Source organism: Streptomyces luteireticuli, from assembly GCF_041519305.1.
Taxonomy (GTDB): Bacteria; Actinomycetota; Actinomycetes; order Streptomycetales; family Streptomycetaceae; genus Streptomyces; species Streptomyces luteireticuli.
The window spans coordinates 7,547,111-7,565,819 of sequence record NZ_CP167927.1 but is presented as its reverse complement, the minus strand read 5'-3'; the positions used below and the strand labels follow the sequence as shown (position 1 = coordinate 7,565,819).

General features: G+C 70.0%; 14 protein-coding genes. 4 read left to right on the top strand and 10 right to left on the bottom strand.

Annotation, left to right across the window (positions count from 1 at the left end):
• Positions 1–78 precede the first annotated feature (78 nt).
• Positions 79–1,338 (top strand): IS4 family transposase, encoded by a 1,260-nt coding sequence (locus AB8735_RS33990; RefSeq protein WP_372405003.1) that lies wholly within the window; start codon positions 79–81, stop codon positions 1,336–1,338.
• Positions 1,339–1,507: 169 nt separating this feature from the next.
• Here the strand turns inward: AB8735_RS33990 and AB8735_RS33985 are convergent, their stop codons facing one another.
• Positions 1,508–2,119 (bottom strand): reverse transcriptase domain-containing protein, encoded by a 612-nt coding sequence (locus AB8735_RS33985; protein WP_372411499.1) that lies wholly within the window; start codon positions 2,117–2,119, stop codon positions 1,508–1,510.
• An 852-nt stretch (positions 2,120–2,971) separates the two neighbouring features.
• On the opposite strand from AB8735_RS33985, the gene AB8735_RS33980 reads away from it, so the two are divergent.
• A complete protein-coding gene (locus tag AB8735_RS33980) occupies positions 2,972–4,813 on the top strand; it encodes a choice-of-anchor A family protein (RefSeq protein ID WP_372411498.1) in 1,842 nt (613 codons plus the stop codon).
• Here the strand turns inward: AB8735_RS33980 and AB8735_RS33975 are convergent.
• The 5 genes from AB8735_RS33975 to AB8735_RS33955 form a co-directional block, all read right to left on the bottom strand.
• Entirely contained in the window at positions 4,786–6,156 is a 1,371-nt protein-coding gene (locus tag AB8735_RS33975; RefSeq protein WP_372411497.1) for a nitrate/nitrite transporter, read from the bottom strand. The two genes, AB8735_RS33980 and AB8735_RS33975, sit on opposite strands and share 28 nt — an antisense overlap.
• Before the next feature lie 81 nt (positions 6,157–6,237).
• Positions 6,238–6,597: a nitrite reductase small subunit NirD gene (gene nirD / locus AB8735_RS33970; RefSeq protein WP_344020729.1), complete on the bottom strand. Its 360-nt coding sequence runs from the start codon at positions 6,595–6,597 to the stop codon at positions 6,238–6,240.
• On the bottom strand, positions 6,594–9,167 hold the full coding sequence (gene nirB, locus AB8735_RS33965; RefSeq protein WP_372411496.1) for a nitrite reductase large subunit NirB: 2,574 nt from the start codon (positions 9,165–9,167) through the stop codon (positions 6,594–6,596). Before nirB ends, nirD begins: the two co-directional genes overlap by 4 nt.
• 335 nt (positions 9,168–9,502) lie before the next feature.
• Positions 9,503–10,690: an NAD(P)/FAD-dependent oxidoreductase gene (locus AB8735_RS33960; protein WP_372411495.1), complete on the bottom strand. Its 1,188-nt coding sequence runs from the start codon at positions 10,688–10,690 to the stop codon at positions 9,503–9,505.
• Positions 10,687–12,777, bottom strand: a complete 2,091-nt coding sequence (locus AB8735_RS33955; protein ID WP_372411494.1) for a molybdopterin oxidoreductase family protein — start codon at positions 12,775–12,777, stop codon at positions 10,687–10,689. The genes AB8735_RS33960 and AB8735_RS33955 overlap by 4 nt, the downstream gene beginning before the upstream one ends.
• 190 nt (positions 12,778–12,967) lie before the next feature.
• On the opposite strand from AB8735_RS33955, the gene AB8735_RS33950 reads away from it, so the two are divergent.
• Both AB8735_RS33950 and AB8735_RS33945 read left to right on the top strand, forming a co-directional pair.
• A complete protein-coding gene (locus AB8735_RS33950; protein ID WP_372411493.1) occupies positions 12,968–14,095 on the top strand; it encodes a uroporphyrinogen-III synthase in 1,128 nt (375 codons plus the stop codon).
• A 162-nt stretch (positions 14,096–14,257) separates the two neighbouring features.
• Positions 14,258–15,013: a hypothetical protein gene (locus tag AB8735_RS33945; protein ID WP_372411492.1), complete on the top strand. Its 756-nt coding sequence runs from the start codon at positions 14,258–14,260 to the stop codon at positions 15,011–15,013.
• Positions 15,014–15,224: 211 nt separating this feature from the next.
• On the opposite strand, the gene AB8735_RS33940 is transcribed toward AB8735_RS33945, so the two are convergent.
• From AB8735_RS33940 to AB8735_RS33925, 4 genes are all read right to left on the bottom strand, one after another.
• On the bottom strand, positions 15,225–15,866 hold the full coding sequence (locus AB8735_RS33940) for a uridine kinase (RefSeq protein WP_372411491.1): 642 nt from the start codon (positions 15,864–15,866) through the stop codon (positions 15,225–15,227).
• 147 nt (positions 15,867–16,013) lie between these two features.
• Positions 16,014–16,244: a hypothetical protein gene (locus AB8735_RS33935; RefSeq protein WP_372411490.1), complete on the bottom strand. Its 231-nt coding sequence runs from the start codon at positions 16,242–16,244 to the stop codon at positions 16,014–16,016.
• Between the two features lie 330 nt (positions 16,245–16,574).
• A protein-coding gene (locus AB8735_RS33930) for an IS3 family transposase (protein ID WP_372411489.1) occupies positions 16,575–17,755 on the bottom strand; the annotation gives its coding sequence in 2 pieces (ribosomal slippage) (positions 16,575–17,491 and positions 17,491–17,755; 1,182 coding nt in all).
• Positions 17,756–17,841: 86 nt separating this feature from the next.
• Positions 17,842–18,381, bottom strand: coding sequence for a class IV adenylate cyclase (locus AB8735_RS33925; RefSeq protein ID WP_372411487.1), 540 nt, complete (start codon positions 18,379–18,381; stop codon positions 17,842–17,844).
• Positions 18,382–18,709 lie beyond the last annotated feature (328 nt).

Here is an 18,709-nt window from a genome sequence, read left to right as displayed (position 1 = left end):
GGGGATGGTTGTGGACAGTCAACCTGGGGCGGTTCTGCTCTTTCGCTGTGGCCACGAATCTGGTTATGTTTCTCGTTCATGGGTGGGATTCGAGATGAAGGGGCCATCTCCGGCGAGCGTTTGACTGACCGGGTGGGTATCGGGGTTCTGACGCGTCTGGTGCACCGTGACCTGGTCGATGAGGTTCTCGCGGAGACGGGGCGGACGGAGAAGAGATCTCGTCTGCTGCCTGCACGTGTCGTTGTGTATTACGTGATGGCCATGTGCCTGTTCTTCGGCGAGTCGTATGAGGAAGTGACCCGTCTGCTCGTCAACGGCCTGCGGTTCCTGGGGACATGGCGGAAGGAATGGACGGTTCCCACGTCCAGCGCGGTCTCCCAGGCGCGCCGGCGTCTGGGGCCTGAGCCGCTGAAAGCGCTGTTCGAGCGGGTGGCGCTGCCGTGTGCCCAGCGCGGTACGCAAGGGGCATGGCTGGGGAATTTTCGGCTGATGGCTATTGACGGTTTCGTACTGGACCTCCCCGACACGCCCGCGAATGACGCGGAGTTCGGGCGTTCCGGCGGGGAGAAGAATCCTGCCCCGTTTCCACAGGTGAAGATTGTCGGGCTGGGAGAATGCGGCACGCATGCCGTTGTGGCTGCACGGCTGGGGCCCTGGCGTACGGATGAAGGGACACTGGCCCGGGATCTCGTGGCGGATTTCGAGCCGGGCATGCTCATCACTGCTGACCGGGGATTTTACGCCTACCGGCTGTGGGAAGCTGCTGCGGCCGCGGGGGCGGATCTTCTGTGGCGGATGCCCGACGGACCTCATCTGCCGGTGGTCCGACCGCTCAAGGACGGCTCGTACGAGTCATTTCTGCTGGACCCGAAAGTACGCCGCCGGCGTGCCGTCCAGCGTCACCGAGGGGCAGCACACATCGAAGAGCCGTCCGGCATCCCGGTCCGGGTCGTCGAGTACGAGGTGACCAACCGTGAAGGCAAAGGAGAAATCTTCTGCCTGATCACCACCATCATGGACCCGGACGACGCCAGTGCTGCCGAGCTCGCGGCGGCGTACGCGGAACGCTGGGAATTCGAGTCCGGCCTCGACGAGATCAAAACCCATCAACGCGGCCGCGGCGCCGTACTGCGTTCAAAATCCCCGGACATGATCGAGCAGGAGATCTGGGCGCTCCTGCTCACCCACTATGCGGTCCGGCACCTGATGTGCGAAGCCGCCGACCAAGCCGATATCGACCCCGACCGGCTATCTTTCATCCGCTCACTGCGCATCATCCGCCGTCAGATCACTGACCAGGCGGGCTTTTCCCCCTCACCGTCTCGCGAAAGCTCTTGAATCAGCTTTCACAGAAATTCTGGAGAGGCCCAACCCCAGCCGGCGCCACCGCACCAGCCCACGAGCCGTCAAACGCATCCACGTCCACGCCTACAGGAAAAAGAAGCGCACCGAAACCACAGTCCACCACCCAGACCCACCGGACATCAAAATCCTCGCCGTTTCTTAACTACGCGGCATTGCCCTGCGGGGTCCCCTTGTCCCGGCTCTGCAATGTCCCGTCGGGCAGCTCCAGCGGGGCGGCCAGCCACCGCTTGACATAGAGCACTACCCATGGCACGTCACACACCGCCTGCACTGCCTTGACCACCAGCGGCCACGGCACGCTGTCGAAGAACGAGCGGATGTCGAACTCGACCACCCAGTCGCTCTCCCAGCACCGCCGCCGGCAGACAGCCACCGCGTCCAACGCCGACCGGTCGCGTCGATAGCCGAAGGAGTCCGGATGGAACACTGGTTCCGCCCGTTCCTCGATCATCGCCGCCACCACCGTCTGTGCCACCCGGTCAGCCACGGTGGGAACACCCAGGATCCGGATGCCCCTCCCTGGCCCTTTCGGGATTTCCACCGCGCGCACAGGCGGCGGGAAGTACGACCCCGACGACATCCGATTCCAGATCTTGAACAGATTGCCCTTCAGACCGGCCTCGAACTGCGCGATCGTCTCCTCGTCCACCCCCGGTGCACCCCGGTTGGCCTTGACCTTCTCCCACGCCTCCTTGACAGCCCACTTCGAGATGTCGAACGACTTGACGCCCGAGGACTTCAACAACACGCTCACGCGACTCCTCCCGGAGCACGTCCGGTTGATCGAACGAACGGGTCACGAACAGCCCGGCCCCTTCGCTCCACCCCCATTACAGGGGCTTCGTCACTACTACGGGCCGGTCCGCCAGCGCGCTCCGACGGTACTCTGACGCCCGCGGACCCAAGGGTCCACGGGCACTCCCTCTCGCCCGGCCACCAACAGCCGGGGCAGTCTCGGGACGCGCCTTCTCCTGTTCCGTACGGAAGCCGCAGACCGGGCTCGCGCCACCTCTACGCCGGACACCACCTGGCCAGTCGGCGGGCTTCCGCCAGGCTTATCCCGGGACCGTCATGATGCCCCGGTTCTGATGTCTTCTAGGGTTTACGACGCTTCGGCAGTGGTTCGCTTGCGCTCGCCTTCCCGGTCCCCACCTGACGCCGTCAAGGGCGCCTTCTCCTCATCGCTCACCACGACGGTCTTCAATCCAACGCAGCATGAGGCGGTTTGGAGCCTCCCCCCGCAGGGCGGCTCCGAAGGGCCACGAAACCTTCATCTTCCGCACAGCACCGCGGTCAGACGACTCGTTCTACATCGAGGCTTCCTTCGCGTTCAGGACACAACATGACAATTCCCCTTTCTTTCAAGCGAGTTGATCGAAAACTCGGCGTTTTGTGCGAGTCGCCCCGTGGTTGCCCCAGGCCGTCCACAGATACACACCCCTTCACCCTTTCGGGTAAGGAAAATCGATCCTGCGGCTAAATGTTCGGATATTTACCATTCTCCACTGAATGGGTCATTCCTCCGCGCGCCGAGCCGGGCAATTCATCGACATATGGTCACGATCTATACGAAAAACACACACCGACTCACCCTTACGAGGACACCGTGCACAGACCCCCGTGGCGCACAACGGCCGTCGCCGCCCTGACCGCCCTCGCCGTCGCCGGACCGCTGGCACGGCCCGCCGTCCCCGTCCCCCTCCCCGGCGGGCTCGGCCCGTGCGTGCCGGGGCAGTGCCCGGCCGTCTACCCGCCCGTGAGCAACGGCCCGATCGCCGGCCGCGACAACGGGATCAACATCTTCGTCGGCGGGGACTTCCTCGTGCGCGGCGCCGCCGCCGAGGCGGAGGGCCGGGTCGTCACGCTCGGCTCGTTCGACCAGAACAAGTCGCGGGGCGGAGCTCTCTACAACATCGGCCTGGCCGGGGTGGGTTCACGGGTCCCGCCCCCGGACGGCGCGGACTGGCTGACGACCGGCGGATCCGTCACCGTCGCACCGGGACAGCGGCTCGACGCGGAACGCGGCGTGGTCCGGCACGCGGGCCCCGCCACCGGGACGGTCATCGGGCGCAGTATCGAGGACCCGCAGGCCGCGGAGCCGTACGAGGGCCTCCGCGAGGAGCTCTCCACCGCGAGCCGCTGCTACGCCCACGGAACCGACGGCCTGGGCCGCCCCGCGACGGGGACAGCGGTCAACAACGGCTCGGAGACCCTGTTCGCGGGCGACGGGACGTCACAACTCCAGGTGTTCAACGTCGACTTCGACATCGCGGGACGCGGCGGCGGCCAGGAGGGCGTCCGTTTCACCGGCATCCCGGACGGCGCCACGGTACTCGTCAACCTCCTCGGCGAGGCGCGCGTCATCAACACCTACAGCGGCACGCTGACCGACGACAACGCGTTCAACAGGCTGCGCGAGCGGCTGCTGTGGAACATCCCGGACGCGACCCAGGTGGAGCTGAAGGGGACGGGCCAGTTCCAGGGGAGCTTCCTGATCGGCACTCCGTCCAGCGGGACGACGGTCTCGCTCCCGGGCATCAACGGACGGTTCTTCACCACCGGTTCGCTGACGCACACGTCGGCGGCGACGGGTGGCGGCGGGCAGGAGTTCCACAACTACCCGTTCAACGGCGACCTGCCGGACTGCGGGACGACGCCTCCCCCGCCTCCTCCGCCCCCGGTCACCGGCCAGGTGTCGGTCGTCAAACAGGACGCCGGGACGCACGCCGTCCTGCCGGGCGCCCGCTTCCAGCTGTGGCGGGAGACCAATGGCATGCCGGGGCTGCAGACGACGGGGGCGCGCCCGGACACCAAGGTCGACGGGCCCTGCACCACCGACGCGGGCGGCGCGTGCCGCGCCACGGTCGAACCCGGCACGTACTACTGGCAGGAGATCCAGGCCCCGCCCGGCTATCTGGTCCCCGCCCCGGGCGTCTTCGGCCCGCTGACGCTGACCCCGCAGAACGCGGCGACGGGCGTCTCGGCCACGGCCACGGACGTCAAACCGGAGGAGCCGCACGGCTCGATCCGTCTGGAGAAGACGGACACCCGGACCAAACGCCCGCTCCAGGGCGCGGTGTTCGAGCTGTGGCGCGAGACGAACGGAAAGCCCGGCCTCCAGTTCAACGGACCCGGCGCCGACCAGCGCGTCGAGACCGGCTGCGCCACTGACCCCCAGGGCCACTGCACCTTCACCAACCTGCCGCTGGGCACGTACTACCTGCTGGAGACCGCGATGCCCGAGGGCTATCTGAACCCGAGGAACCCGGCCTTCGGCCCGTACCAGCTCACCGCGGCCAACGCGGCGGCGGGGATCACGGCGAAGGTCGGGAACACCCCGGGCGAGCACGGCAAGGGCAAGGGGAACGGCAAGGGGCAGCACGTCGCCCAGGCCGCGCGGCCGTCCCACACCGTGTCGTCTCACACCGTGTCGGGCCGCCGCAGGTAGACCGCCCAGGTGACCGCCAGGCACAGGACGTACCAGGCGAGGAAGGCCAGATAGGCCGGTTCGCCGGTGCCGCCGGTCAGGAACGCCTGGCGGAAGGCGAGGTTGATCAGCACTCCGCCGAGCGCCCCGACCGCGCCCGCGATGCCCATCAGTGCGTTCGCGTGCTGGTGGGCGCGGGCCTCGGCGGCCCCGGCGTCCTCGCCCCGCGCGGCCTTCCGGCGGGCCTCGGCCCGGTAGACGGCGGGGATCATCTTGTAGGCCGAGCCGTTGCCGACGCCGCTGAGGACGAAGAGCAGGACGAAGCCGGTGAGGAACAGCGGCAGGGAGTCCTCCCGGGAGGCCAGCAGGACGAGCCCGGCGCCGGCGGCCATGGCGGCGAACGTCCAGAAGGTGACCCGGGCGCCGCCCCGGCGGTCGGCTAGGTGCCCGCCGAGGGGCCGCGCCAGCGAGCCGAGCAGCGGGCCGAGGAAGGTCAGGGAGGCGGCCCGGACGGGGGTCGGGAAGGCGTCCGGGAACTGTACGAGCAGCACTTGCCCGAAGGCGAACCCGAAGCCGATGAACGAGCCGAACGTGCCGATGTAGAGCAGGGACACCGCCCACGCGTGCCCCTGCCGGGCCACTTCGCGCAGCGGTCGCCCGGGGGGCCGCGCGCCGGGGAGGTTGTCCATCCGCAGCGCCGCGCCGAGGGCGGCCAGGACGATCACCGGTACGTAGCCGAGGACGACCAGCCGCGGGTGCCCGGCGCCGGCGGTGGCCAGGACGAGCAGGCCGAGGAGTTGCACGGCGGGGACGCCGAGGTTGCCGCCGCCGGCGTTGACGCCGAGGGCGCGTCCCTTGAGGCGCTGGGGGTAGAAGGCGTTGATGTTGGCCATCGAGGAGGCGAAGTTCCCGCCGCCGACCCCGGCGAGGGCCGCGGTGACGAGCAGCGTGCCGTAGGAGACACCGGGGTGGAGGACGACGCCGATGAGCACCGTGGGCACCAGCAGGAGCAGGGCGCTGACCACGGTCCAGGTGCGGCCGCCGAGGACGGTCACGGCGACGGTGTACGGCAGCCGCAGGGCGGCTCCCACGAGGGTGGGGACGGCCGTCAGCAGGAACTTGCCGGCCGGGTCGATGCCGTACTCCGGTCCGAGGAAGAGCACGAGGACGGACCACAGGGACCAGACGGAGAAGCCGATGTGCTCGCAGAGGACGGACCAGACGAGGTTGCGGCGGGCGACCGCCGCGCCCGTGGTCTCCCAGAACACGGGGTCCTCGGGGTGCCATGCGCCGATGCGGCGGCGGGAGTCGGGGGCGGCGGGGTCCCGGGGTGGCCCGAGGGCGGTGGGCACGGTGGGGTTCATGGGGGTCTCCCGTCATTCGGCAGGGTCATTCAGTGAGGTTCAGGCGGTGAGGTTCAGGCGGTGGGGGTCAATCGGTGGAGGTCAGTCAGTGGGAGTCAGTCGTACGGGCCATATGGGCAGTTGGGCGGGGATCCCGCCCGGTGCTTCGGGTTCGTCGGGGCAGCGGCCCGACCGCAGGTCGAACGCCTGCTTGTGCATGGGCGAGATGACGACGGGGACGCCCTCACGGGTGCCGAGGAGACCGCGCGAGATCACATGGGCGCCGCTGAACGGGTCGTGGTTGCCCACCGCGTACACCGTTCCGGCGCGGTCGCGGAAGAGCGCCACCTGCCGGCCGTCCACGAGGGCGGCGACGCCCCGGCCCGGGACCAGGTCGTCGTAGCGGCACACGGGCGTCCAGCCGGAGCCCAGGTCGATCTCGACGGTGAGCGGGGCGGTCACCGGGCCACCGCCGGGGCAGTGGCGGGGGCGGGGACGGGGGTGGGCAGAAGTACGGGGGCCGGGCGGATCTGCCCGCGTTCGGTGACGAAGCGCACGGTGGGATCGGGGGTGCCGGGGGCGTTGACGAACGAGACGAAGCGGCGCAGCCGTTCGGGGTCGTCGAGGGTGGCCCGCCACTCGTCCTCGTAGGTGTCGACGTGCCGGGCCATCAGCGCGTCGAGGTCGGCGCAGATGCCGAGCGCGTCGTCGACGAGGACGGACCGCAGACGGTCGAGGCCGCCCTCCATGCGTTCGATCCAGGGGGCGGTGCGCTCCAGGCGGTCGGCGGTGCTGACGTAGAACATCAGGAAGCGGTCGACGGTGCGGACGAGGGTGTCGTGGTCGGCGTCGGCGAGCAGGAGGTCCGCGTGACGGGGTGTCATGCCGCCGTTGCCGCCCACGTAGAGGTTCCAGCCGGCGGAGGTGGCGATGACGCCGAAGTCCTTGCCGCGGGCCTCGGCGCATTCGCGGGCGCAACCGCTGACGGCGGCCTTGATCTTGTGCGGGGAGCGCAGTCCCCGGTAGCGCAGTTCGAGTTCGATGGCGAGGGCGACGGAGTCCTGGACGCCGAAGCGGCACCAGTCCGTGCCCACACAGGACTTCACGGTGCGCAGAGCCTTGCCGTAGGCGTGGCCGGATTCGAAGCCGGCGTCGACGAGGCGGCGCCAGATGTGCGGGAGTTGGTCGACGGTGGCGCCGAACATGTCGATCCGCTGACCGCCGGTGATCTTGGTGTAGAGGCCGAAGTCGCGGGCGATCTCGCCGATGGTGATGAGCCCTTCGGGGGTGATCTCCCCGGCGGGGATGCGGGGCACCACCGAATAGGAGCCGTTGCGCTGGAGGTTGGCGAGGAAGTGGTCGTTGGTGTCCTGGAGGGCGGCCTGTTCGCCGTCGAGGATGTGGACGGAGTTGCCCAGCCGGGGGTTGAGGGTGGCGAGGATGGAGGCGACGGCGGGTTTGCAGATGTCGCAGCCGTCGCTGCCGTTCCCGTGCTCGTCGATGAGCCGGGAGAAAGTCGTGATGCCGGTGGTGCGGACGATCTCGAAGAGTTCGGGGCGGGTCCGGTCGAAGTGCTCGCACAGTCCCCGGGCGACGGGCACGCCGCCCTCGCCCGGCGTGCTCTGGATCAGCTTGGCGAGCAGTCCTGTGCAGGAGCCGCAGCCGGTGCCGGCGTGGGTGCGGCGCTGGACGGCGCGGACGTCCGTGCAGCCGTCCTCGGTGACGGCGGCGCGGATGGTGCCCTTGGTGACGTGGTGGCAGGAGCAGATGAGGGCCTCGTCCGGGAGGCCCGCCGGGCCGGACGGCGCGTCGGACGCGTCGCCCCCCGGGAACAGGAGCCGTTCGGGCGGGGTGGTGAGGGGCGCGCCGGCGGCGGCGAGCGGGCGCAGCACGTCGTAGGCGCCGGTGTCGCCGACGAGGACGCCGCCGAGGATCCGCCCGTCGGGGGTGAGCAGCAGCTTCTTGTAGACATCGGCGCGGCTGTCGGCGTAGGTGACCTCCAGGGCGTCGTCGCCGGTGGCGTGGGCGTCGCCGAAGCCGGCCACGTCGACGCCGAGGAGTTTGAGGCTGGTGGCCGGGTACGAGCCGGTGAACTCGCCGCGCCCTTCCGCGATCTGCCCCGCCGCCGCCTCGGCCATGGCGTATCCGGGCGCGACCAGCCCGTGCACCTTGCCATCGCTGGTGAGCGCGCATTCGCCGATGGCGTGGATCCTCGGGTCGGCGGTGCGGCAGCCCTTGTCGACGACGATGCCGCCGCGCTCGCCGACCGGCAGTCCGCAGCCGCGGGCGAGGTCGTCGCGGGGGCGGACGCCCGCGGAGAAGACGACCAGTCCGCAGTCGATGGCCGTGTCGTCGGTGAGCGTCACGCAGTGGACGCCGCCGTCCGCCCCCGCCTCGACGGAGCGCGCGGCGACGCCGGTGTGGACGACGACGCCCAGTCGCTCGACCCTGCGCCGCAGGGCGCTGCCGCCGCCGTCGTCCACCTGCGCGGCCATCAGCCGCGGGGTGAACTCGACGACGTGCGTGACGAGCCCCATGGCGTGCAGCGCCCCCGCCGCCTCCAGCCCGAGCAGCCCGCCGCCGACGACGACCCCGGCCCCCGTCCTCCCGGCGCGGGCGCGCACGGCCGAGACGTCGTCGACGGTCCGGTAGACGAAGCAGCCGGGGGTGTCCCGGCCCTCGACGGGCGGTACGAAGGGCCGGGATCCGGTGGCCAGGACGAGGGTGTCGTAGCCGATCGTCGCACCGGAGCGGGTGGTGACGGTGCGAGCGGTGCGGTCGACGGCGGTGGCGGGGTCGCCGAGGCGCAGGTCGATGCCGTGCTCGGCGGCGAACGCGTCGGTCCAGAGGGAGAGTTCGTGTTCTGTGGTGCCGGAGAGGAGGGAGGTGAGGTGGACGCGGTCGTAGGCGGGGCGGGGTTCTTCGGCGAGGACGGTGATGGCGAAGGCGGTGGTGCGGTGGGTGAGGGAGTGGAGGAAGTGCTGGCCGACCATGCCGTGGCCGATGAGGAGGAGGCGGGGTTTGTTGGTCATGGGTCTCGGGTTCTCCTTGTGTTGTGGCTGGGGTGGGAGGGGGGTTTGCCCCTGGCCCGCCCTTTCACCGTTTCTTCCGGGGCAAGCCCCGGGCCCGTAACGCGGCTTCGCCGCGTTGACCGGGGGCTGCGCCCCCTGGCCCCCCGAAACCGCGCTCCGCGCGGTTGTCCTCAAACGCCGGACGGGCTGGAATGGCGCGCCGATCCAGCCCGTCCGGCGTTTGAGGACGAGCGGCGAAGCCGCGACAAACGGGGTCCGGGGCGGAGCCCCGGGAGCAGGGGTGCAGGGGGCGCAGCCCCCGGAAGAAACGGTGAAAGGGCGGGCCGGGGGCAAACTCACCCGCCCAAAAGCAACCGCACCCCATCCCCCTCCACCACCTCCCGCCCAAACACCGCATCCCCCACCTCCCCCACCATCCCCAAATCCCCCACCAACACCGCCCCCACCACCACATCCCCCTCCCACACCAACCTCCGATACGTCCCGCCCCGCGCATCCGCCAGCACCACCACCCCCGTCCCCTCCCCCGCCGAATCCCCGAACGCCGCGATCTCCAACTCCCCGGCACTCAGCCGCAGATAAGGTGGGGAAACCCCGCACACCGCCTCCGGGTCCGCCCCCGACAGACGCGCGGCCAGCACGTCCGCCTGCTCCCACGCCGCCTCCGCCCGCCCGTGGACGACGCCACGGTGCTCGGCGCAGTCCCCGATCGCGTACACCCCGGGAGCGGACGTCGCCAGCCCGTCGTCCACCACCACACCGTCGGCGACATCCAGCCCGGCCGCCCGGGCCGGCGCGACCCGAGGACGGACCCCGCACGCGAGCACGGCCAGCCGGGCGTCCAGGCAACGGCCATCCGCCAGTTCGGCCCCGACGACCCGCTCGTCACCGAGCAGCCGCACCACGGGCCCCGCGTGCACCGTCACCCCCGCCCCCGTCAACGTCCGCCGCACCGCCACCGCGGCCCCCGCGTCCAGATGCCGCGCCATCAACCCCGAGGCCCCGCACACCAGATGCACCTCCACCCCCGGCCGCGCCAGCGCCCGCGCCACCCCCACGCCCAGCACCCCACCCCCCACCACCACGACGGTCCGCACGACCCTCGCCCCGGCGGCGAGGCGCCCTCGGTCGGCGAGGGTGCGCAGCAGGTGGACCCCGGCCCGTGGCACGGGCCCCCGCAGCTCCGGCAGGACGGGCTCGGACCCGGTGGCCAGGACGAGCACGTCGTAGGCAGCCGTGGCACCGCACGCCGTGCGCAGCGTACGGGCGGCCGCGTCGACGGCGACGGCCTCCGTCCCCGTGCGCACCGTCGCCCTGCCGGCCGACAGGCCGAGCTCCCCGGGGGCGGGCCGCCCCCGCAACGCGCCGACCAGCAGCGCCCGGTTGTACGGTCCGTACGGCTCGGCCCCGTACAGCGTGACCTCGACGCCGCCGGGCGGCGCGAGCGCCAGGAGCCGCGAGGCGAAGCGGGCGGCGGCCATTCCGGCTCCGACGACGGCGACACTCCGTACGCCCCCGCTCATGCCGCCTTCTCCACCCGTACCGCGCACACCTTGAACTCGGGCATCCGGGAGACCGGGTCGAGCGCCGGGTTGGTGAGCGTGTTGGCCCGGCCGGGTCCCGCCCAGTGGAAGGGCATGAAGACGGTGTCGGGCCGGATCGCCCCGGTCACCACGGCGGGGGCGACGACCCGTCCGCGCCGGCTGGTGACGACGACCGGGTCCCCGTCGGCGATCCCCAGCCGCGCGGCCAGCCGCGGGTGCAGCTCCACGAACGGCCCCGGCGCCGCCCGTCGGAGTTCGGGGGTGCGGCGCGTCTGGGCGCCGCTCTGGTACTGGGCGAGCACCCGTCCGGTGGTGAGCCGCAGCGGATAGCGCGCGTCCGGCTCCTCGGCGGCGGGCCGGTGGGAGACGTCCGCGAAGCGGGCGCGGCCGTCCGCCGTGGCGAAGCGGTCGAGGAAGAGCCGGGGTGTGCCGGGGTGTTCGGGGTCCGGGCAGGGCCAGAAGACGCCGTCCTCGGCCCTGATCCGGTCGTAGCTGATGCCGGCGTAGTCGGCCTGTCCCCCGGCGGACGCCGCGCGGAGCTCGTCGAAGACCTCCCCGGCGGCGGCGGGGAAGCCGGTGTCGCGGCCGAGCTGCGCGGCGAGCGCGTGCAGGACGGCGAGGTCCGTGCGCACGCCGGGCGGCGGGGCGACGGCCGCCTGCCGCAGGATGACGCGGCCCTCCAGGTTGGTCATCGTGCCGTCCTCCTCGGCCCATTGGGCGGTGGGCAGGACGACGTCGGCGAGCTCGGCGGTCTCGGAGCGGACGACGTCGCAGACGACGAGGTGGTCCAACGCCCCCAGCCGCTCGGTGACATGGGAGGCGTGCGGGGCGGAGACCACGGGATTGGACCCCATGAGCAGCAGGGCGCGCACACCGCCGTCCGTGCCGAGCGAGTCGAGGAGCTCGTAGGCGCTGCGCCCGGGTCCGGGAAGGGAATCGGGGTCCACGCCCCACACCCCGGCCACGTGCGCCCGCGCGCCGGGGTCGGTGAGGGACCGGTAGCCGGGCAACTGGTCGGCCTTCTGACCGTGTTCGCGCCCGCCCTGCCCGTTGCCCTGCCCGGTCAGGCAGCCGTAGCCGCTGAGGGGGCGGCCGGCCCGGCCGGTGGCGAGGCACAGGTTGATCCAGGCGCCGACGGTGTCGGTGCCCTTGCTGTGCTGTTCGCTGCCGCGCGCCGTGAGGACCATGCCGCTGGGGGCGTCGCAGAACATCGCCACCGCCTGCCGCATCGCGGACACCGGCACTCCGGTGATGCGTTCGGCCCGCTCGGGCCAGTGGGCCATGGCGGCGGCGCGGGCGTGCGCGTAGCCGGTGGTGCGGGCGGCGACGAACGCCTCGTCCACCCGCCCCTCGACGATCACCAGGTGGAGGAGGGCGAGGGCGAGCGCCAGATCGGTGCCGGGGGCGGGGCGCAGGTGCAGATCGGCGCCCTCGGCGGTACGGGTGCGGCGCGGATCGACGACGATCAGCCGGCCGCCGGCCTCCTGCTGGGCGCGCAGATAGCGCAGGGCGGGCGGCATGGTGTCGGCGAGGTTGCTCCCGGCCAGCAGGAGACAGCCGGTCCGTGCGACGTCCTCCAGCGGGAACGGCAGCCCGCGGTCGAGCCCGAAGGCCGCGCGCTGGCCGGCCGCGGCGGACGACATGCAGAAGCGCCCGTTGTAGTCGATATGCGGCGTGCGCAGCGCGACGCGGGCGAACTTGCCGAGCAGGTACGCCTTTTCGTTGGTGAGCCCGCCCCCGCCGAAGACCCCGACGGCGTCCCGCCCGTACCGCTCCCCGGCCTCCGCGAGCCCGCGCGCGGCCCGGTCGAGCGCCTCGTCCCAGGCCGCCGGGCGCAGCGTGCCGGTGCGTACGTCGCGCACCAGCGGCTCCGTCAAACGGACGGAGCGCCCGAGGACGGCGGCCGCCGAACGGCCCTTGCCGCACAGGGCCCCCCGGTTGACCGGGAACTCCGGACGCTCGCCCACCTCGACGGCGGGCCCGCCGGGCCGGTCCGGCCGGACGGGGCGCAGCCGCATGCCGCACTGGAGTGCGCAGTAGGGGCAGTGGGTGTCCGTGGAGGTCATGCCAGAAGCTTCCGCGTCCCCCGTTTCCGGCGTGCGACGGCCGCGTTGCCGCCCGCTCACATCACCCACACGCAAGGGCGTGCCCGCTGTGAGGCGGACGACACATTCCCGCACCACGGCGGTCACGGACCTCACGGTCCCGTGATCCTGCCGCAACAGGGGCTTAACGCCGATCGGCGAGCCTCACCCCATGGGAAGTTCGACACCGGGGCCGCCGCCGTTGACCGGTTTCACCGTGGGCGTCACGGCGGACCGGCGCCGCGACGAGCTCGCCGCGCTGCTGCGCCGCCGCGGCGCGGACGTCGTCCTGGCACCCGCGATGCGCATCGTGCCGCTGGCCGACGACACCCTGCTGCGCGCGGCGACCGAGGCGTGCCTGGCGGGCGGGGTCGACTACGCCGTGGCCACGACCGGTGTCGGCTGGCGCGCCTGGGTCGGCGCGGCGGAGGACTGGGGGCTGGGCGAAGGGCTCCTCGCGGCCTGCCGCGAGGCCGTGTTGATCAGCCGCGGCCCCAAGGCGACGGGCGCGCTGCGCGCCTGCGGGCTGCACGAGGGGTACGCACCCGGTTCGGAGGCCCTCGACGAGGTCCTCGCCTGGCTGCTCGCCCGCGATCTGCGCGGCCGCCGCGTCGCCGTGCAGGAACACGGCGCACCGCTGCCGGAGTTCGCCGCGGCGCTGCGCCACCAGGGGGCCTCCGTCGTGGAGGTCCCCGTCTACCGCTGGGGCCCGCCGGAGGATCCGGCCGCCGTGCGCCGCCTGGCGGAGCGGACGCTGCGGCGCGAGGTGCACGCCCTCCCCTTCACCAGCGCCCCCGCGATCGAGGCGTTCCTCGCCTCCTGCGACCGCGAGGAGCTCCTCGCGGCCCTGCGCCATGACGTCGTCCCGGCCTGCATCGGCCCGGTCTGCGCCCGCCCCCTCCTGGCGGCCGGCGTCCCCTGCGTCTGGCCGGAGCGCGGCCGCCTGGGCTCCCTCGTCCGCGTCCTCACCCGCGAACTGATCCACCGTCAGCGCCGCGAACTGGTCACCCCCGCAGGCCTGTTGATCCTCCAGGGCACGGCCGTCCTCGCCCCCGACGCGGTCCTCCGCCTCCCCCCGGTCCCCGCCGCCGTCCTGACGGCCCTGGCCGACCGCCCGGGCACGGTCCTCAGCCGCACCGAACTCCTCCACCGCGCCTGGCCGGGCCCGTCCCGCCGCCGCCCCGACGAACACGCGGTGGAAGCGGCGGTGGGCCGCCTGCGCACGGCGCTGGGGCCGTACGGGCATCTGGTGGGGACGGTGACGAAGCGGGGGTATCGGTTGCTGGCGGGGGGTGGGTGAGGGCCACCACATTCCTGAGAAATGGGAAATCGTCATTTCCCATCCCGGATTCACTTCGCTCTATTTACCTGCTTTTGGGTCGAAATTCGACGCGGGAGCGGGTCAAGCTGAGACGGAGCCTCTTTCCCGTGGAGGCCTTCGAGACAGGTATGCGGAGTGAACATGATCTGGTCCAGAAGGTACGGAGTCCGGGCACTGGCCGCCCTCGCGGTCACCACGGCCGCCGCCGTCGGGGGAACCCTGCCGGCTTCCGCCGACACGAATCCGGGAAATTCCGATGTGAACGCAGAGGTGAAGGCCGAGGTGAAGAAGCTGTTCGGAGGGATCGATCACCCCTCCGACGCCCAAATTCTTGATTATTGCCAGAAGGTCGTCACCGACAAGCCGGACCACCTGTACTGCACTTTCGACAACCCTGTCGTCGACAAGGCGTACCTCGGGAACTACCACCCCGCCTCCGACGACCTGTACAACTACACCAGCTCGGACGCCACACAGCAGTTGAACTGGTCGGACACCGTGGGCTCCACGAACACGGTGGAGGTCTCCGCCTCGGTCACCGCCACGCTCATCGACAAGGTTCTCAGCGCGAGCGTCTCCGCCAAGTACGGCTACACATGGAGCAATTCACATTCCGAGGGCGGATCCATCGGGATCACCGTGAAGCCTGGTGAAGTGGGCTGGATCGACCGGGCCCAGGCCATGCACAAGGTCACGGGCACCTGGCACTTCTACTCCGACGGTCTGGTCATCAACGAACAGGTCAAGGGCACCATCGTCAGTCCCGCCGACAACGGAACCGACGGAGTGCGGAACGCGGTCGTCGCCAAGACCCGGAAGATGACCGCGAACGAGAAGGGCTCCTCGGACGCTCGCCTGGGCAAGGTGCTGACAAAGCCCCATGTTTCCCAGGGGTGAGACCAGGGGGGAGACCGCCGCCCTGCCCCGAGCCGGGGGCAGGGCGATGCACTTGTCAGCGGGACGCCATGCCCCGGTCCGGCACGGCCCGGGAAGCACCGTCCGGGCCCCTGTCCGGAACATCTCAGTCGATCGTTTCTGCAAAGTCTGCCCCCGTAACCATGGCCAAGATGGCACGGTTGCTCCCGCCGCGGCCTGCACCGTGCCGGCGTCAAGGTGTCACGATCCGCGGACGCGCGAACACCGAGTTGTCGATGACGACATCCATCATCGGCAACGGGTCGACCTCCTGAAGATAGAGACGCTCGGCCACCAGATACCTGTTGCGATGGATCAACTCCGCTTCGGATCCGGCCCGGTCCTGGTCACGCTCGGCACCCCGCCGAACGGACAGCTCCGCATCCACCTGCAACCAGATCCGGAAGTCCCAGTACTCATCGATCTCGGGCCGGAACGCGAAGACGCCGTCCACGATCAGCACCGAGTCCGCCCCGAGCGGCGTCACTTCCGATGAATGATCCCGTTGGGTCAGCGGGTCGATACTGCACAGCGCACAGGTTGTCGCTCCCGATGACCGGCAGGGATCCAGCAACAGCCGCTTGACCGCGTCGTAGTCGTACGCGTTGCGGTAGTACCCCTCACCGGACTCCCGGTCGTGGAGGTGCCGGTCCTTCCACGGCCTCTTGAAGTCGTCGAGAGTCGCCCGGAGCACCGGCCGCCCCGCAGCACTGATCCACTCGGCCAGTTCATGCCCGAAGCTCGTCTTCCCCGCAGCCGTGAGGCCATCGACCCCCACGAGCAGGCGCCCCTGACCGAGGGCCAGGATGCGCTTGGCGACCTCTTCAACCAGCATGCTGCGCTCCACGGAGGCCGCCGGAGGGCAGGGCTGCCGCCAGGACGAAGCCGAATGACACACATCCGCCTGATGGGATCTCATGGAGCGAACCTATCAAGTCACCTCAACGGAAAGGCAGATCACTCGGCCTCAAAGCGCTATTGCTCAGGCCGACGCCGCGCCGTGGATCTGTTTGCGGTACTTGATGCGCAGCCGCAGGAGTTCCTGATCGCGGAGGTGGCGCACTTCGTCCCGCCGCTTGCTCATGACGAACTCACCCAGGGAAGTGCACAGGTCCATCCGCTGAATGCACACCCCCACCATGAACGGCCCCTGCCGGGCTCGATACATGCGGATGCCGCAGTAACCCTCTTGGCAGTCCGTGTCGGTTCCCACGGCTCCTCGCGCAGCGGCCGGGGCCAGAGCAGTCGGCATTCGGTTCGATCCGTTCGGGCAGGAAGTCCGCACCATTGGTGTGCAGGTAGATCGAGACCCGCCCTGTCCTGCCCGGCGTTCCGGTGAACCGGCCCTGGCTTGGCCGGCGTTGTCCGCAGCCACAGGTGTGCCTTCGTTGTGACAGAATCCGCAGGCCAGCCCGCAGGCATCGATAATCTTCACCCGGTACTACGCGATCCGCCACCACGGTCACCGGCAGGGAATCCGAATCGTCGTTCATGGCGCTCCTTGAGGCGCCGCGAGTTCTCCGGACAAGCGTCTGACGGTCTCTTACGCGACGGATCGCAACTTCTGGTATTCGGCATGGACTTCACGGGGAGGCCGGTATCCCACTGCCGAGTGAAGGCGTTTGTGATTGTACCAGAATTCGATGTACCGGGTGATGTCCTGTCGGGCAGCTTCACGGGTCAGGTAAGTTACGCGTGATGCTCGCTCGTTTTTCAGTGTGCCGAAGAACGATTCGGCGATAGCATTATCGAAGCAGATTCCGGTGCGGCCGGCTGATTGCCGCAGTCCGAGCCCTGAGAGGACGCCCGCGTACTCGGCTGACATGTAGTTGCTGCCGCGATCCGAGTGGAATATGGCTCCCGCGGCCAGCTTCCGGTTGCGGGCGGCGTTGCGTATGGCCCGGGATATCAGAGGTGTCTGGTAGTGGTCGTCCATTGCGTATCCGATGACTTCCTTGGTGCAGCAGTCGATGACCGTCGCCAGATAGAGCCATCCTTCACCGGTTTTGATGTAAGTGATATCGCCGACGAGCTTTTCGCCGGGGGCATCGGCGGTGAAGTCGCGGCCGACGAGGTCGGGCAACGCGCCGGCCGCGGGCCGGGTCAGGCCGAACCTCTTCGGCTTCGGCTGGCAGGTCACCAGGCCCAGGACCCGCATCAGCTGGCGGACCAGCTCCAGGCCGGCGGCCACGCCCCAGCGGGCCAGCTGGGCATGCACGCGCCGGTACCCGTATGTGCTGTCCGACATCTCGAATACCTTCCGGATGAGCGTCTTCAGTTCCTCGCGGCGTTTCGCCGTCGCGGAATCGGAGCGCGAGCGCCAGTCGTAGTAGCCAGATTTGGACACGCCGAGCCGCTGGCACATGAACTCGACTGTGTAGGCGTACTCCTCGGTGTCGAGTCGCATCGTTTCGATGAACTCGAACTTGCTGGCTACCGGGGATCCCTCGCGAAGTACGCTGCGGCTTTTTTCAGGAACGCGTTCTCCATCTCAAGCTCACGGACGCGCCGTTCCGCTTCCTTCAGACGGGCCCGTTCGTCAAGCGCCAATGGTGCGTCGACCGTCGGCTCGTTGCGCCGCTTATGCTTCTTCACCCAGCCGCGGAGCGTCTCCGGGTTGATTCCGAGTTCACGCCCTACCTCGGTGACGGTCTTGCTCGACTGCAACGCGATCTGGACGGCTTCTTCCCGGAACTCCGGGGTGTACTTGCTGGGTGGCGCCACTTCTTCTTCCTCGTTTCCTGTTCAGGACAACCCTATTGGATGCCTGTCCGGAAACTTCGGGGCTCCTCACCTCTCAAGAGGACGGCTCATTCGCGGAAACGCAGGTCCTGGATGCTCTCCAGGTCGATCCCGTAGTGCGCGTAGATCCCGATCGTGTTGACAGCGGTCAGCCGGCCAGGGTCCAGCTCCAGGAGCTTCGCGGTGGAGATGACGTCCTCAGCGCTGTCACCCTCGATCTCCAGGTACGGAGGAATCAGCGGCCACCTGTCGATCTCCAGCTGCACGCCGTTGAGGAGATACGAACTCCGACGGTTCTCCTGGTAGGCCTTCGGCGTGAACCCCATGAGTCCCAACAGCGTGTTGGTGGTGTCGAAGTCGTCCACGGTGACTTCCTCTTCCCGCGTGCCGTCGATCGTGTCCGACACGATGTGCTTCACGCACAAGGTCACCTCGGTTCCCGTATCGCGAAGTCGGATCCAGCGCCCCGCGACACCGGGGACGATGTCGTACACGTAACGGCGCATCAGCCTGTCCGCGACGTGAACGCCACCGCATCGCCCGATCGCCGCCATGGTGGCCGCGACGTCGATGCCCAGTGCCCTGGCTTCGAACTCGATGCTGCTCACTGCCGTTCCTCCTTGGTATGCCGCCTTCACCCGTGGTCCGCCGGCATCCTGCCAGCACGAGCGCCACGGACCGTGTGCTCGTCACACGGTCGAGCGGTACGGTCAGCACCGGCTGGACACGGAGGCAGCAGTAGCTCGGGTTGCACAGGGCGGTCGGCAGCACGACCACTACCGCTGCGTCGAACGGAACAGGTCTTCGCCATGGCCTCCACACCCGGAGCGTCGACCGCCTTCGGAGACGTTTCCACCGGCGTTCGGAGAACATAGGGGGCGTTCTCGCCGAGTACGCACCCCGGCTGACGGGACGCCCGCCAGGATCGGGTAATCG

Bases quoted from the DNA above. Each gene is read 5' to 3' on its own strand.
- AB8735_RS33990 (WP_372405003.1), top strand. From the start codon at position 79: ATGGGTGGGATTCGAGATGAAGGGGCCATCTCCGGCGAGCGTTTGACT.
- AB8735_RS33975 (WP_372411497.1), bottom strand. From the start codon at position 6,156: ATGAACCCCACCGTGCCCACCGCCCTCGGGCCACCCCGGGACCCCGCC.
- nirB (WP_372411496.1), bottom strand. From the start codon at position 9,167: ATGACCAACAAACCCCGCCTCCTCCTCATCGGCCACGGCATGGTCGGC.
- AB8735_RS33960 (WP_372411495.1), bottom strand. From the start codon at position 10,690: ATGAGCGGGGGCGTACGGAGTGTCGCCGTCGTCGGAGCCGGAATGGCC.
- AB8735_RS33955 (WP_372411494.1), bottom strand. From the start codon at position 12,777: ATGACCTCCACGGACACCCACTGCCCCTACTGCGCACTCCAGTGCGGC.
- AB8735_RS33950 (WP_372411493.1), top strand. From the start codon at position 12,968: ATGGGAAGTTCGACACCGGGGCCGCCGCCGTTGACCGGTTTCACCGTG.
- AB8735_RS33945 (WP_372411492.1), top strand. From the start codon at position 14,258: ATGATCTGGTCCAGAAGGTACGGAGTCCGGGCACTGGCCGCCCTCGCG.
- AB8735_RS33940 (WP_372411491.1), bottom strand. From the start codon at position 15,866: ATGCTGGTTGAAGAGGTCGCCAAGCGCATCCTGGCCCTCGGTCAGGGG.